The 15,813-nt window shown below is 65.8% G+C and carries 10 protein-coding genes; 5 read left to right on the top strand and 5 right to left on the bottom strand.

What is annotated here, in order from left to right; translation table 11 throughout:
* From Q0K12_RS08595 to Q0K12_RS08610, 4 genes are all read left to right on the top strand, one after another.
* On the top strand, window positions 1–1,638 hold the full coding sequence (locus tag Q0K12_RS08595; RefSeq protein ID WP_297261998.1) for a bifunctional metallophosphatase/5'-nucleotidase: 1,638 nt from the start codon (window positions 1–3) through the stop codon (window positions 1,636–1,638).
* A 694-nt stretch (window positions 1,639–2,332) separates the two neighbouring features.
* Complete coding sequence (dapF, locus tag Q0K12_RS08600) at window positions 2,333–3,187, top strand: diaminopimelate epimerase (RefSeq protein ID WP_297262000.1); 855 nt, start codon at window positions 2,333–2,335, stop codon at window positions 3,185–3,187.
* A gap of 11 nt (window positions 3,188–3,198) precedes the next feature.
* Complete coding sequence (locus Q0K12_RS08605) at window positions 3,199–4,422, top strand: LL-diaminopimelate aminotransferase (protein ID WP_297262002.1); 1,224 nt, start codon at window positions 3,199–3,201, stop codon at window positions 4,420–4,422.
* A gap of 303 nt (window positions 4,423–4,725) precedes the next feature.
* Complete coding sequence (locus Q0K12_RS08610; RefSeq protein ID WP_297262004.1) at window positions 4,726–6,435, top strand: hypothetical protein; 1,710 nt, start codon at window positions 4,726–4,728, stop codon at window positions 6,433–6,435.
* 566 nt (window positions 6,436–7,001) lie between these two features.
* Here the strand turns inward: Q0K12_RS08610 and iadA are convergent.
* Entirely contained in the window at window positions 7,002–8,186 is a 1,185-nt protein-coding gene (gene iadA / locus Q0K12_RS08615; protein ID WP_297262006.1) for a beta-aspartyl-peptidase, read from the bottom strand.
* Between the two features lie 108 nt (window positions 8,187–8,294).
* Window positions 8,295–9,605 (bottom strand): Na+/H+ antiporter NhaC, encoded by a 1,311-nt coding sequence (gene nhaC, locus Q0K12_RS08620; protein WP_297262008.1) that lies wholly within the window; start codon window positions 9,603–9,605, stop codon window positions 8,295–8,297.
* Between the two features lie 394 nt (window positions 9,606–9,999).
* On the opposite strand from nhaC, the gene Q0K12_RS08625 reads away from it, so the two are divergent.
* Complete coding sequence (locus tag Q0K12_RS08625; RefSeq protein WP_297262011.1) at window positions 10,000–10,881, top strand: hypothetical protein; 882 nt, start codon at window positions 10,000–10,002, stop codon at window positions 10,879–10,881.
* Between the two features lie 601 nt (window positions 10,882–11,482).
* On the opposite strand, the gene Q0K12_RS08630 is transcribed toward Q0K12_RS08625, so the two are convergent.
* The 3 genes from Q0K12_RS08630 to Q0K12_RS08640 all read right to left on the bottom strand — a co-directional run bounded on the left by Q0K12_RS08630 (window position 11,483) and on the right by Q0K12_RS08640 (window position 15,505).
* Window positions 11,483–12,559, bottom strand: a complete 1,077-nt coding sequence (locus tag Q0K12_RS08630) for a radical SAM protein (protein ID WP_297262013.1) — start codon at window positions 12,557–12,559, stop codon at window positions 11,483–11,485.
* A 335-nt stretch (window positions 12,560–12,894) separates the two neighbouring features.
* Window positions 12,895–13,821, bottom strand: coding sequence for a translation initiation factor IF-2 (locus tag Q0K12_RS08635; RefSeq protein WP_297262016.1), 927 nt, complete (start codon window positions 13,819–13,821; stop codon window positions 12,895–12,897).
* Window positions 13,814–15,505 carry a TraB/GumN family protein gene (locus tag Q0K12_RS08640; protein WP_297262018.1) on the bottom strand — a complete coding sequence of 564 codons (1,692 nt, stop codon included), beginning with the start codon at window positions 15,503–15,505 and terminating at the stop codon, window positions 13,814–13,816. The genes Q0K12_RS08635 and Q0K12_RS08640 overlap by 8 nt, the downstream gene beginning before the upstream one ends.
* Between the last annotated feature and the right edge of the window lie 308 nt (window positions 15,506–15,813).

Below are 15,813 nucleotides of genomic sequence, written 5' to 3' on the forward strand. Positions count from 1 at the left end.
ATGCGAAACGGGCGAAGGCGCGGAGCCTGCCTTTTGCGGCGCGGGGCGACTCTCGCGCTGTGGGCCCTGCTGGCGGCAGGCGGCGCGCAGGCGGGCGGGACGGAGGCGGCGCGGGGCGGGGAGCTGCGCCTCCTGCACACCAATGATACCCATGCCCATCTGGCCGGACTGGACGCCCAGGGGCAGGCCTGCTTTACGGACGAGGCCTGCCGGGGCGGCATGGGCCGCATCGCCGCCGCCATCGATGCCGCGCGGCGCGAAGGAGACAACGTGCTTGCGCTGGATGCGGGGGATCAATTTCAGGGCACGTTGTTCTACTCGGTGGAAAAATGGCCCGTGCTGGCCGAATATGCCCGCCGCATGCCTTATGATGCCATGACCCTGGGCAACCATGAATTTGACGAGGGCTGCGGCCCGCTCCGACGATTCCTTGACGCGCAGCCCATCCCCGTGGTGGCGGCCAATCTCGCGCCTGAGCGGGCTTGTCCCCTGTTCGGGAGCCGGATCAAGCCTTTTCTGGTACGGAATGTGCAAGGCGAAAAAGTCGGTATCGTCGGACTGGCCAATGACCGCGTGACGGCGCAGGCGCAGGCCTGCCCGCAGACGCGTTTCCTCGATGCGGCGGAAAGCCTGCGGCAGGCTGTGACGGCGCTGGAAGCGCAGGGGGTGCGCCGCATCGTGGCGCTGTCCCACCTGGGCCTGTCCGCCGACCGCACGCTAGCCCGTCAGGTGGACGGGGTGGACGTCATCGTGGGCGGCCATACGCACGCCTATCTTGGCCCCGGTGCGGCGGCAGGGCAGTATCCCCTTGTGGAACATTCGCCGTCCGGCCAGCCGGTGCTGGTGGTGACGGCTGCCTGGGGAACGCGATATGTCGGGGATCTTGTCGTGAGTTTTGATGCGCGGGGCATCCCCGTGCAATGGCGGGGCGAGGCGCGCGAGTTGCGGGCCGAGGCCCCCCGGCGAGAGGACATTTCCGCGCTGACGGCGCGGCACGCCGCCGAGCTTGAACGCTACCAGGCGCATAAGGTGGGCCGCCATGACGTGGAGGCTCCCGACGGCATGGAAGCCTGCCGCAGCGGAGAATGCTTCGGCGGCATGCTGCTGGCGGATGCCTTCCTGGCCTATGCGCGTCCGCAGGGCGCGGAGGTGGCGCTGCTCAACGGCGGCAGCATCCGTGCGGCCATCCCGCCCGGCGAGGTGGACAGGGGCCGGCTGCTGGCGGCCATCCCCTTCGGCAATGTCGTGGTGTTGCGCGAATATACGGGCAACCAGCTCCTTCAGGCGCTGGAGCACGGCGTGGCCGGGGAGGGCGGCAAAGGGCCCGCCCTCCTGCAGGTGGCGGGCTTGCGTTATACTGTGGATGCCGTACGTCCGGCCGGCAGCCGCATCGTGTCCGCGGACATGGTCTCGGCTGAGGGCAGGGCGACGCCGCTGGAGACGGAAAGACGCTACCGCGTGGCGCTGCCTGCCTATCTGGCGCGTGGCGGCGACGGCTACGGCATGCTGCGGGACGGCAGGGAACTCCCTCTGGAGCCCATGAAGGACGTGGATGTGGCGGAAGCCTATCTTGAAGCGCAATCTCCGCTGACGCGGATGCGCAGGGGCCGGATCTGCCGGACAGAGGAGAGCAGGTAGCCCGGCATATCTCCTGGTGCCCCTCTCACCGTCGTCGTGGCATGCGGCGTGCGCGGGGGAAACAGCGGACGAAATACGTGACAGCAAAAAAAGGCTTGCCTTTTAGCCTGATTTAACATATTGAATTCGTGCCTGTTTTTATCAGGATGCCGTGTAGGGCACATCCGCCCAGTTACATTGCAGAGACCGGGCCACAAGCCCGTTCAAAAATTGCCGGAAGCGGAGTAGTGTTATCCCGGGGGGGAAGATACGCTGCTCTGCTTCCGGCATTTTTGCGTTGGCGGAGCGGTTGCGGGAGCAGGCATGACTTTTAGAGCGTTTTGTCTTTGAAAAAAGGCAAAACGCGAGGCCGTATGGTTTGGAACGCGAAGCGTTTCAAACGGAAAATGCGTTCTGGCGGATCGCCGGACGGGGCCTGCCTGCCGCGGCGCGTCCGGCCAGTGACGGCCATGCAGTCAGGCAGGCGGCAGGGGCGTGCGCGTACGTCTCCGCCTTCTTGTGAGATCCCGGGCATAAGGGATATCCGGCAGCCCCGGCGGGGGCGACGGGCCGCACACGGCGCACAAGCTGCGGGTCCCGGCGGGTATATGGGTCTTTCTTTACTTTTATCGGGGCAGTGCCTATACTCTTTTATATCTGGAAGAGTCGAACGCCGTATGACGGCAGGGGTCGCAAGCTGTCAAAGGAAGAGTGAATGAACGCCATCAAGTTTACCAAGATGCAGGGGCTGGGCAACGATTATGTGTACATCAACGGGTTTGCGTCCCATGTGACCGATCCCGGCGCATTGTCCAAACGGGTGAGCGACCGGCATTTCGGCATCGGTTCGGACGGGCTGGTGCTCATCCTGCCCTCCAACAAGGCCGACGTGCGCATGCGCATGTTCAATCCTGACGGGAGCGAAGCGGAGATGTGCGGCAACGCCATCCGCTGCGTGGGCAAGTTCGTTTATGACAACGGTTTGTGCACCAAGGAGACCCTCCAGGTGGAAACGGCGGCCGGCATCCGCATCGTGCGTCTGCTCAAGGACGGCGGCAGCGTGACCGGGGCCACCGTGGACATGGGCGCGCCCGTTCTCGCGCCGGCGGACATCCCGGCCATCCTGCCCGACGGCGTGGACAAGCCGCAGTTCGTGGACTGCCCGGTGACGGTGGACGGGACGGTCTACCGCACCACGGCCGTCTCCATGGGCAATCCGCACGCCGTCATTTTCCAGCAGGGCATCGACGAGCTGGATCTGCCCGTGATCGGCCCCAAATTCGAGCATCATCCGCTCTTTCCCCAGAGGACCAATACCGAATTCGTGGAAGTGCTCTCCACCAGCCGCGTGCGTATGCGCGTATGGGAGCGCGGCACCGGCGAGACGCTGGCCTGCGGCACCGGCGCCTGCGCCGTGGCGGTCGCCTGCGTGCTCAATGAACTGACCGGACGCACCGTGGATGTGGAGCTGCGCGGCGGCCTGCTGCATATCGTCTGGGACAAGGCGGACAACCACGTCTACATGAGCGGCCCGGCCGCCACGGTCTTTTACGGCGAGCTGTCGGCGTAGGGGGGATGGACATGCTGCGCATCAATCCCAACTTCTGCCGTCTGGAAAGTCAGTACCTCTTTGCCGACATCGCCCGCAAAGTCGCCGCCTTCCGTGAAGCGCATCCCGAACGGCGGGTCATCAGTCTCGGCATCGGCGACGTGAGCCGCCCCCTCATGCCCTCCGTCATCACGGCCCTCCACAAGGCCGTGGATGAGATGGGCACGGCAGCGGGCTTCCACGGCTACGGGCCGGAACAGGGCTACGCCTTCCTGCGTGAGGCCATCGTGGCCCAGGACTACGCCGCGCGCGGCGTGAGCCTGCAGGCGGACGAGGTCTTCATCAGCGACGGGGCCAAGTGCGATCTGGGCAACTTTCAGGAACTCTTTGCCCAGGACTGCACGGTGGCGGTCATGGACCCGGTGTACCCGGTCTATGTGGACTCCAACGTCATGGCCGGCCGGGCAGGCGAGCTGACGGACAGGGGCTGGAACAGCCTCGTTTATCTGCCCTGCACGCGCGAAAATGATTTCGTGCCCGATTTTCCGGCCATACGGCCGGACATCATCTACCTGTGCTACCCCAACAACCCCACCGGCACGGTGCTCCGTCGCGACGCCCTGGCCGCCTGGGTGGAGTACGCCCGCCGCGAGGGCTGCCTCATCCTCTACGATTCGGCCTATGAGGCCTTCATCCGCGAGGAGGACGTGCCCCACAGCATCTACGAGATCGACGGCGCGCAGGAAGTGGCCGTGGAATTCCGCAGTTACTCCAAGACCGCCGGCTTTACCGGCTTGCGCTGCGCCTATACCGTCGTGCCCCACGCCGTGCGCATCTCCGACGGCAAGGGCGGCAAGGTCAGCCTCAATGCCTTCTGGAACCGCCGTCAGTGCACCAAGTACAACGGCTGCCCCTACATCGTGCAGCGCGCCGCCGAGGCCGTGCACAGCGAACAGGGCAGGCGGGAATCCCGCGAGATCATCGACGCCTATCTGGCCAACGGCGCGCGCATCGCTGACGCTCTCCGCCGTATGGGGCTCGATGTCTACGGCGGCAAGAACGCCCCCTATCTCTGGGTGCGCGTGCCCGGCGACATGACCTCCTGGGGCTTTTTTGATCATCTGCTCCACAAGGCCGCCCTCGTCTGCACGCCCGGCGTGGGCTTCGGCCTGAGCGGCGAAGGCTACGCCCGCCTGACCGCTTTCGGTTCGCCGGACGATACCACCGAAGCCATCGAACGCCTCCAGGCCTTGTAAAAAGAACTTCATGCGGGGGAAGATGTCCGCCGCTGTCGCCGCTGTCGATACCGATGCCCGTAACGCCCACGGCGTTGCGGGCATCGGGGTATCTGGGGGTGGGGGACCCCCTGGCGCTGCTGTCGATGCCTGTAAGGCTCCTTCGTCGCCTCACAGGCACGGCCCTACCGGGCTGTCTTAAGGTAATCTTTTTTTCCGAATGGTCGAAAAGAGAGGCAGTATTGGACGAAGCGCCGTGCCGGAGAGCAGTCCCGGCAGGCGTATGCAGGTATCGCTCCTTATTTCCTCCCCAGGAGTCCACCGATGAACAGCATCGATCCCGCGTCTTCTCTTTCTTCCTCACTGGTTGCCGGCGCCATGCGTCAGCTTGAGAACATGTCGGCGGAACAGTCCGCCCAGCAGCCCGCCGCTATGCCGGGCGGCGACGTGGTGACTTTGTCGCCGCAGGCGGCATCGACGGTGACGGCCGCGCTCGGCTATCAGCTGGGGGACAAGCTTTCGTCGTCACTGTCGGACGGGACGCTGGTGACGGTGGGGCGGCGGCAGGACATCATCCAGGGTGAGACGCCCACGTATACGATGACGTTCACGGGCGGATCAGGCTCCTCATTTTCCTTTGATTTTCAGGGGGATGTCAGCGTTCGCCGCTACGGCGACGGCTACGCCGTGTATGACGCCGTCAACAATGTGGCCGACGTGTACGGCGCGGACGGCTCGAAAAACCGTTTCAGCGGCCTGCTGGAAGATGCGGATGCCGGGGCGGAGACGGTATATGTCAATCTGAGCGGCGGCACGGTGGATACGGGCGACGGCGATAATCTCATATTTGCCTACGGCAGCGGCACGGTGATCAATGGCGGCAGCGGAGACGACACCGTCGTTTTCAGCGGCGACGTGTCCGATGTGACCGTGAACGGCGGCGACGGCAACGACACGGTGATCGCCAGGGGGACGCTCTCCAATGCCACGCTGGATCTGGGCGAGGGAAACAATCGTGTGGATGTGGCGCAGATGTCCGGCGGCAGGCTGGACGGCGGCAACGGCAATAATGACGTGAGCATCCACAACGTCAGCGGCGGCGCGCGGATCCGGCTTGGCGACGGCAGCAACCGGCTGGACGTGTACGGCCTTTACGACACGTCGTCCGTGACGCTGGGCGACGGCGGCAATACCGTGGGGGTGGAGTCGCTCAAGGGGAGCGCCCGTCTGGAGCTTGGCGGCGGCAACAACAAGGTGGACATCTACGGCATCTACGGGACGTCGTCCGTGACGCTGGGCGACGGCAGCAACCGCATCGACGTCTACGAGCTGGAAAACGACGCCGCGCTGACGGCGGGCAACGGCGACAATACGGTGAACATCTACGAACTGCGGTCGCAATCTTCCTTTACGCTGGGCAACGGCAACAACAGCGTCAACGCTTACGGGAGCAGCGGCAGCGCCTCCATGAACTTCGGGGACGGCTCCAACACCATGCAGATGTACGAAAGCCTGGGCTCGTCCGGCATCCGCTTCGGCAACGGGAGCAACGCCATGCGGATCTACGAGATGGAGGAACGATCCTCCGTGGGCTTCGGCAACGGCAACAATATGTTCATTGCCTATCAGCTGCTGGACGACGCCTCGGCGGACTTCGGGGACGGCAATAATATCGCCGTCGCGGGTTCTGTCTTCGACAACGCCTCGGTACGCTTCGGGGACGGCAACAATCTGCTGTTTGCCATGAGCGTTTCCGGAAATGTCTCCATCACCGGCGGCAAGGGCAACAACCTCTTCCTTATCGAAACGCTGTCCAGCGGCTCGGTGAGCGGTGGGGGCTCGGTCATCCGTTTTGACGAGCCGGGCGACGATGCGGGCAAGCGTGGGGCTGTCGATGCCTGGAACGAGGCCGTGAGCGGCATGGTCGCGCCGGGCGGCGGATCGTTGCGTTTTGAGGACCTCCATTCCACCATCTACAACTGGGACGGTTTTTCCTCCATATTCTCCACGGCCTACTGGTGGAACCGGGGCTAGCCGCCGGGACACCGGGGGCCATGATGCCGGAGCTTCCTGCCGCCGTGATGGCGGCATACAGCCTGTCGATGCCGTGAGGGGGAGCCGCGAACGCGGCGCTCTCCCGCGCCCGCCCGCGCGTATCCGCTGAAGCGGACAGCCCCCACGGGGCACGCCGTCAGCGTCGCGGCAACGACAGAAAGGACCGGGAGGTCTGTCCCGCCTGTGACGGGCCTCCCGGCGCAACAGCGCTTTGCCGTGAAAAAGGCAAAAGCGAGGCGGCGCAGCGCCGCCGCCTCGCGTTCTGCCTTTTTACAGGCAAGATGCTCCGGGCGTTTCGTTTCCGATTCCCCTTACGCAGCTAGCGGGTTTGGGGGAAGATGAGGGAGTTTGGGGGAAGGCCCCCTTTTGCCGCGAGCAGCGATCCAAGGGACGGCCCGCAGGGCCGTGCCCGTTAGGCGATGCAGGAGCCTTACGGGCATCGTCAGCAGAGCCAGGATGTTTCCTTTCCCCTCGGATGTAGAGTGCCCGTAACGCTCGCGGCGTTACGGGCACCGACAGCAGCCTGCGCGTAGCGGGAACTGCCCTTAATCCTCAAAGGTGCCGCGCACCAGCGCCTTGCCGTCCCGCAGCATAAGGCGGCCGCGGGCAAAGAGGGTCTGCGGCCGCAGGTCTTCGCTCCAGACGAGGATATCCGCATCGCTGCCGGGGGCCAGTTCGCCCTTGGCGGGATGCAGCGAGTAGGCACGGGCCACGTTGCGCGTCACCGGCAGCAGGGCCGTGGGCAGCGGTATCCTTTCTTCCAGCACAAGGTCGCGGAATTCGGCGGCCAGCGTATGCAGGTCGGAGGCCACGAGTCCTTCCACATGTCCCTGATCGTCATAACGGGCGGCGCTGCCGTAGCCGTCCGAGCTCATGAGGATATGCTCCGCCGGGACCTGATCGCGCAGGGCGCGGGCGATGGCCGTGGCGGGCTTGAGGCAGTCCGGCCCGAGGGTATGCGCGTTGAGCCCGGAGGAGATGTCCATGAAGCCGCCGCGCCGGGCCAGCTCCTCGGCCTGCTCGAAAGCGGTCTGCGAGCGGTTGATGTGGGTGGCCACCAGATGGCGGGCCAGGTAGGGGCACTGCTCCAGCACCTCGAAGATACGGGCCAGTCCTTCCGGGGCCGCGCCGATATGGATGATCAGCATCCCCACGATGCCGCGCAGCATGCCGCCCACGCGGGCGTCCGTGGCCAGGGCGGCGAGCTGTTGCGCGCTCACCGGGGCCACGCGATGATCGGCGATGGCCACCTTGGCCCCTCTGACCTTGTGGACGCAGGCAAAGTCCCGCTGCACGCTGCCGGTGAGGGTGGGAGAGGGCAGGGGGTAGCCGCCGGTCATGATGAAGGTGGAAAGGCCTTCCTCCTCCAGCGAGCAGGCCTTGGCCAGCACGTTGTCCACATGGCGGGTGATGCCGTCCGTGCCCAGCAGGCCGCCGATGGTGGTGACGCCGCCCGTCACCGGCACGGAGAGCGGCAGGGGCGGCACCTGCGTATGGAAGCCCGCCTCGCCGCCGCCGCCCGTGATGTGGACATGTCCGTCCATGAGGCCCGGCGTGACGACGCGGCCGCCGGCGTCCACTTCCACCGGTTCGGCGGCATCGGCCGCCCAGGGGGGCAGCTCCACCTGCGGGCCCATGGCGGCGATCTTGTCGTTGATGATGAGGATGTTGCCCAGGCCGCGAGGCGCGGGAGCATAGATGTCCGCATGGCGGATGATGGCGATGTTCATGGGTCTCTCCCGGAAAGGATGAAGCATTGTGGAGCGGGCCGCGTGCGGCGGCCTTCGCGGGATCATGCCCGGTGGGGGGACGGGACGTCCCCCCTGTCGGGCCACGGATCAGGCCTTTTGTTTCAGGAGGCTTACCTGTCCCTGCTCTTCAGGCGACAGGCGCGTCATGGTGATGTTGAAGATGGCGTAGAGGATGGAGAAACACGGCGTCAGGAAGAGCAGATAGACGTAGGGGATGTAGTCCAGATAGGCCACGCCAAGGGTCGCCATGGGGTACAGGGCGTTGTTGGCCCAGGGCACCAGCGGGCCGCCGAGGGTGCTGGCGTCCTCCACCACGCGGGAACAGTTCTCCGCGCGGAAACCGTGCCGCCGAAACACCGGAGCCATGAGCGTGCCGGTCATGACGATGCTGAAATAGATGGCCGCCGTGATCATGAGGGTGCCGTACCCCACGATCAGCGTGGAGACCACCAGCCGGAAGCCGTTGTTGGCACGGCGGGCCAGCGGTTCCAGCGCCACGTCGATGACGCCCATGCGCCGCAGCATGCCGCCCAGGCCGCAGGCCAGCACCACAAGACACATGATGTTGAGCATGCTGGTGACGCCGCCGCGGTTGAGCAGCTTGTCCAGCATGGGCGAATCCCCGAAGTCCGCATGGAAGCCCTTCCACATGCTGTTGAAGGCGACGGAAACGTCCATGCCGTTGCAGATCACCGCCACGGCCACCCCACAGAGCGCGCCGCTGGTGATGGCGAGGATGGGGCTGCAACGCCTGAGCAGCATGACCAGCACCAGGATCATGGGCAGCACCGCGCCGATGCCGAGATTGAAGTGATGGGAGAGGCCGTTCAGGATGAGGTCGATCTGTTCCGGGGACATGGCGTCGTTCGTCTGCCGGAAGCCGAGGAAGAGATAGATGCAGAAGGTGATGACATAGGCCGGGGTGATGGTGAACCACATGTGCCGGATGTGACGGAAAAGGGGCGTGCCGCAGACGGCGGCGGCCATGTTGGTGGTGTCGGAAAGGGGCGACATCTTGTCCCCGAAGAAGGCGCCGCAAATGATGGTGGCCGCCGTAAGGCCGGGATCGAAGCCCAGCCCCGCGCCGATGCCCATGAGGGCCACGCCCACCGTGCCGATGGTGCCCCAGGACGTGCCGGTAAAGATGGAAGTCAGGGAGCAGACGATGAGGCTCGTCATCAGAAAGATGCTGGGCGAGATGATCTTCAGGCCGGCGTAGATCATGATGGGCACCGTGCCGGACGAGATCCACGCGCCGATGAGCGCCCCCACGCAGACCAGGATGAGACAGGCCCCCATGGCCTTCTGGATAAGCTCGAACGCGCCGAGCTCCAGTTCCTCGTAGCTGTAGCCGAGCAGCTTGCCGAGTATGGCGCAGATCACCCAGCCGCTGAGCATGAGCAGCGGGAGCTGCAGTTTGAAGAAGATGATGCCCCGGCGATGAGGCCGATGATGAGCAGCAGTGAGACAAGAGCAAAGGGGAAACTGGGTCTTCTGGGTTGAGAGGACATGGAGAGGCTTCTTGACAGGCGGCGAATGCGTCCGTCGATATTTTTTGTTCCCCAATGACACAAGCGGCAGGCGCGGGCAAGCGGAAATCCGCCAGGCGTGCCGGCATGCCGCGCTCCCCGGCGTCGAACGCCATTTTGCCGCCTGTCCGCCGCACGCCCATGCCGTGGCTGGACTTTCAAGGGGAGGGGATATACCAACAGGATGCGGTGAGCTGTGGGGAAAGCGCCCCGGCTTGCCGCGCATCGAGGCTTTGCCTCCATCATTTTTTCACGAGGAACGTATGAAACGCATCTCCCCCGCAGTCTGGCTGAAGATCGCGCTGCTCGTGGCGTTGCTGCTCCTCCCCCTGCGCATGGGCGAGGGGGCCAATGCCGGAGTGCCGGTCATCGGCGCGGCGGAACAGCTCGCCGCGGACTACTGCGGCCGCACGCTGGAACGCGCCACGGCGGCGTACGTCTCCGCCAAGGTGGTGGACAAGACCATATCCATGATCCAGCGGGCGGAGATCTCCGTCACGCCCATAGGCGTGGGGCTGACCTTCGCGCCGGGCGAACTGCTGGCCGCGGCCAATGAGGCCATCGAACGAGTGAGCGCCGCGCTCTTTAGCGTCATGGGCCTCATGCTGGTGGAAAAGCTGAGCATCGGCCTGATCTCCTGGCTCTGTTTCAAGCTCCTGCTGCCGCTGGCGCTGGTGCTGTCGCTGCTTCGGCATCTGACGGGCGGCCGCCTGCCGCAACTGGCCCCCGTCGCGCGCTTCCTCGCCCGGCTGGCCGTGCTGCTCTGGTGCTTTTTCCCCGCCGTGGCCCTTGCCGCCGGTTATGTGGAAAGCGCCTATCTTGACGCCGAATACGCCCGTCAAATGGACGAGAACGCCGGCGAAGAAAAACGCCTCGACGCGCTCGGCAAGGAATTTGCCGAAAGCGTGCCCGAAGACCAAAGCCTGCTCGATCGGCTCAAAGAAGCCGCCGACATGCTGGATGTCCGGCAAACGGCCGCCGATATGCTGGACTATGCCGACCGCATGACCGACAGGCTGTTCCACGTCTTTTGCATCTTTCTGCTGACCACCGTCCTCATCCCCCTGTTCATGCTCTTCCTCCTGCTCAAACTGCTTGCCCTGCTCACCGACGACTACCGCCGGGAAATGACGCACACCGCCTGACGCGTGTTGCCGTCGATGCCCGTAACGCCTACGGTGTTGCGGGCATCGGGGTATCTGGGGGGAAGGGGAACCCCTCCGCCTGCGCGGGAGGTGTTCCCCTTCCCCCCAAGCCCCCCATCCCTTCCCCAGCGCGCTTTTATTTAGGAGGATGCAAGGGCAGGGCGGCACGCAAGGCGTCCCTTCCCATTCGGGGCGGCGATCTCCTCCGCGCCCTGCCCCGCTTGCGTCAACAAGGCGGAATCGTCGCCCCCGCTCCGCAAGCGCAAATCCTCTTTTGCTGCAAGGCGGGAAAAACGGCTTTCCTCCTATTGATTCGGCGCAATAAAACGGCGTGCACAGTGCAACGAAAAAAGACAGGACAGATGTCATGCCGTGAGCGTATTTGTCGCCGTAGCGGCACATCGTCCCTTGATGTGGAGCCGGGAGAAACGGCTTTCCGTTGCTGATTCGGCGCAATGGACGGCAGGGCCGTTGACCATCCAGGGAAAATGTCCCCTTGGCGGCCGGGCGTCACTGTCGCATGTCGTGTACCCTGTCCACCGCTCTGGGGTAGGGAGGAGAGACGGCGGACGTTCCGTGCCCTGCCGTTGCGCTGTGCGGTTCAGACAAAGCTTTCGTAGCGTTTGGGACAGCGAAGGCAGGGGGGCGGGGGGGCGTCGTGGCTCAAGTCGCCGCGAAAGTCGGCAAACTCCGGCCGTTGCCAGACGTCCAGCGCGTCGTCGTGCGGGAGTCGGCCGAAGACCCACGGGGACGCCGTGGCCGAGGGCTGGGCGCAGGGCACATTGACGTAGATGCAGGGGGAGATGCAGCCGTCGGCATCCACATAACAACTTTTGTCGATGGCCTCGCGGCAGGCGTGGATGGGGCGGGCCTGCGGCAGGCCGTAGCGGATGCGGCGGCCGTCGGCGGCGGCGCGGACGGCGATCTCTTCCAGCAGGGCGCGGGCGGCGGCGATCTTTTCGGTCTCCTCCGGCGCAAAGGCAAGCCGGCGGTGTTCCGGCAGCACGGGCATGTCCAATGTGCTGACCACACAGACGGGCACGTCCCACTCCCGCATGAGTTCGGGCAGGCGGCGGGCGCTCTCCTCATTGCCCGCCAGCAGCAGGTAAGCCAGATGCACGCGCGGGCCGTCCCGGCGCAGGCGTCGTCTGACCGTCTGCAGACAGGCCACGGCCTGTTCCACGCGGGCAAAGGGCACATGCCGTCGGGCCGCATTGCCCGCCTCGTCCGTACCGGCAAGCGAAAAGGCGAGGATGTCCATGCCGCTGCGCACGATGCCCTCGGCCAGCGCCTCATCCATGCGGAGGCCGCAGGTGGTGCTGGAAACGGCGCAGCCCGCATCCCGTGCCAGCGCCACATAGTCAAGGAAGCGCGGATGCAGGAGCGGCTCCCCCCAGCCCTGCAAGTGTATGCGGCGGCTGCGGCGCATGAGCGGCCAGAGCGCCGCAAAGGTGCTGTCGGCCATGTGCCGCGCCCGCCAGGTGCCGGCATGGATGGCACGCGGACAGTAACAGCAGGCCCCCGGACAATGGGAGGTCACTTCCACCTGTATGTGCTGCAGCGGACGGTCGTCCGTCCAGCGCTCCCGCAGCCGTCCCCACCAGCCCGGACGCCGCCGGGCGGTTTCGGCCAGCGGGTCGGGGGCTTGCGTGCGTTTTTCCCTGTCTGTCCGCGGCATGGTCCATCGCCTCCATGAAGATAGTTTTCGTCCCTCGTACTTTTCCCAACCCCTTTTCCATCCCGCCGGGAGACCGCCAGCCGAAAGGATGACTTGCGGGCCGCCTTGCCCGTGAGCATTTTCCGTTTGAAACGCTGTGCCGCCGTCTCGGACTCTATCTTCCTCCATTCCGCCGGGGGACCTGCAGCCGAAGGGACGGCTTACGGGCCGCCTTGCCCTTGCATCCTCCTGAATAAAGCGCGCTGGGGAAGGGATGGGGGGACTGGGGGGAAGGGGAACCCCTCACGCGCGAGCTGAGGGGTTCCCCTTCCCCCCAGTCTGACAACGCCCAGCGTTCACGCTTCCTGTCGATCGCCGCGCAGGCGGGTGAGCAGGCGCGCCAGCAGGGAAGGTCGGCTGGGGGCGGCGATGTCCCAGGCGCATTCGACATACGGCAGCCAGGGCTCTGCCTGCCATTTGCGTTTGAAGAAGCGGATGCCGTCGTGGATGCCCAGCCCCAGATTGCAGCGGCGTTGCCCGCGCCGGGCGGCTTCTTCCAGCAGAGCGAGGAGGAGGGCGTCCGCTGTGCCGGGGGGCGCGTCGGAGCTGCGGAAGGCGAAGAGGTAGAAGGCGGTGGCGTAGGCGGCATGGTCGGCCACGGCCAGCGCGCAGAGGCTGCCGTCGGACAGGCGTCGGGCCGAGTAGCAGCGGGCCGCCGGGCCTGCCACGCGCAAATAGTGCCCGATGCGGGTAAAGAGCAGGGCGGAAGCGCCGGAAAGGGCGCGCTCGCCGGGCTGGCTTTGCAGGCGGCGGCCGGCCTCCAGCACGAGGTCCTCGTGCTCGCCTGTCCAGCCTTCGCCGCCGTGCTGGTCGATGCGGATCTCCCGCAGGGCGCGGCGTATCTGATTGCCGAGCTTGCCGCCGGGCGTGGGCACGGGCAGAGGCACGCTCCAGCAGGCGTCTTCATGACAATGGGCCGAGGGGGGAACGCAGCGGGGCCGGAAGGGGGCCAGCATCACCAGATGACGTACCCAGGGCAGGGAGGCGGCGAGGACGGCGGCTTCCTCGATGGATTGGCGCTCCGCCGGGCCGAAGGGCGGTTCCGTGAGCGGGAAGGCGGTCAGCACAAGGCGGTCATCCTGCCGCCAGCCGAGGCAGGAGCCTACGCGCAGGGGGCGCATGCCGCTCATGCCGCGCACATAGTGGACGAGCTGCTCGGGGACGAGCGCCCCAAGGCTGAAGTCGCGCCAGTCGCCGTCAGACATCTCGTGGCCGTCAGTCATCGTCACCCTCCCGGGGGCCGCGCAGTTTCCGCCGCAGCCGGAAGAACAGACCCCGGCCCGCGGGAGTGACGGTAAAGCCGTCCTCGCGCAGCATGTGCCGCAGATTGAGCAAATGGGCCGAACCCACCAGCGCGCAACAGCCGCCGCGTTCCAGATAGGGACGCATGCGCTCGCGGAAACGCTGATCCCGTTCCGCGATCACTTGCCCCGTGCGGGTGGGGAACTCCGTGCTGGTGCCCATCATGCCGATAAGGTCCCCGCTCAAATAGGTGCGGACATTGGCCCGCAGGTAGGCGGCCCATTGCCCGCAAGTGCGAAAATGCGCCACGGCCCGCGCGGGGGGCACGCTCTCCAGCGCGGCGATCTGCTCGGAGAGGTCTTCCATGGCCAGCACGCGCCTGCCCATGTCGTGGGCCGTGCGCCAGGCTTCCAGATCCACGGAATACCGCCAGCCGCGCCGTTCCAGATAAGCGCACCAGAGGGAAAAGAAGGCGTACCACGGGCGTGTCCGGCGCAGGAACCAGTCCACATCGGCCTTGTCCGCCGCTTCCATGTTGAGGGCGCGCCAGAACGGCCCCTCCGGCCCGCGTACCACACGCGCCAGCGCGGCCCGCTCCACCGGGGTCAGCAGGTCGTAGAGGCAGGCCTCGGGCGCGGGCGGACGCTTGCCCGCCCGGGCGACCGTCTCAAGGCTGTCCTCGTCCAGATGGCCTTCAAAGAGGACGGTGTCCACCTCCCGGAACAGGCGCTTGAACGCGCTTTCAAAGGAGTAGGGGAAAAAGTGGGCCGTGCCGCCCAGCCAGGACGTGCGGCCGTTCTTTTCCACTTTCCAGAGCATGCGGAAGGGACGCTGCACCTGCGCGTGCTCCATCTCGCGCTGGGCCTCGCGCCAGGCGGCGTCAGGATCGGTATGCATGCTCTCCAGCAACGCCAGCAGGAAAGCTTCGTCCCTCTTGGGTTCTTCCCAGTCAGCGCGAATGTAGCGCAGGGCGGGGCGTCCGCCCCATTTGCGCTTGAAACGGCTGATGCCCGCATTGACGCCCAGTCCCAGATGGATGAAACGCTTGCCCCGCCGCCGCGCCCGTTCCAGCATGAGCGCAAAGAGCGCGTCCGTGGCGTAGGGCGTCGCGTGTTCTCGCGAATGCGCGCCCAGCAGGTAGGTGTCGAAATGCGCCGGGGCCTCGTCCATGACCAGGCAGGCGGCCAGGTGTCCGTCGGCGTCAAAGGCATTGAGCAGGTGGACGCGGCAGCGCTCGTCCCGCAGCAGGTCCTCCACCCGGCCGTACAGCGCGCGCACCGACGGCGGCAGGGACGCGCGCCCCAGGAATTCCCCCCACAGGCGGCGATGCGCGGGCGTGAACTCTCGTCCGTCTTCCAGCCGCAATGCCGCCCGAGCCCGTGCCAGCGGCGCACGCAGCCGCGCAGGCACGGGGGCCTGCGCCGACAGCACATAATACCGGTCCGTTTCCGTCGTATGCCCGCGCAACGACGCAGGCAGGCGCGGCGACATGAGATGGAATATCCGTGCCCCGGTGCGGCGTTTCGCCTCCCGGAAGGCCGCCTCAAAAGCCGCCGGAGATGTTCCCCCCGTCAGCGCATACCCGATGCCGATAAGCCGCTCCCCGGCATGGAAAAACAGATAGTCGTCCACCTGCAGCGGCGTGCCGCCCGAGGCAACAGCCATGAGGGCCGGGGAATGCTCTGGGATGCGGGCCGGAAAATCAACGGCGGACAAAAGCGGCGTATCTGCACCAACAACAGATGGCTGGACGGAGGATGTCGGCATGGCGGTTCTCCTGCACAGCCCCAGCATAGCCGCCGGCAATGCCCCCGCCAAGCAAAAAATACCCCCACCCCCGCCCCCGCCCCTTGTCTTTCCTTCTTCAATGCGGCAGATTTATTCTGTTGTGTTGATTTTATGGGGGGAGGATATTTTTTCTGGGGGGAAGGGGAACCCCTCCGCCAGCGCTGGAGGGGTTCCCCTTCCCCCCA

The sequence above is a fragment of the uncultured Desulfovibrio sp. genome, from assembly GCF_944324525.1.
GTDB lineage: Bacteria > Desulfobacterota > Desulfovibrionia > Desulfovibrionales > Desulfovibrionaceae > Desulfovibrio.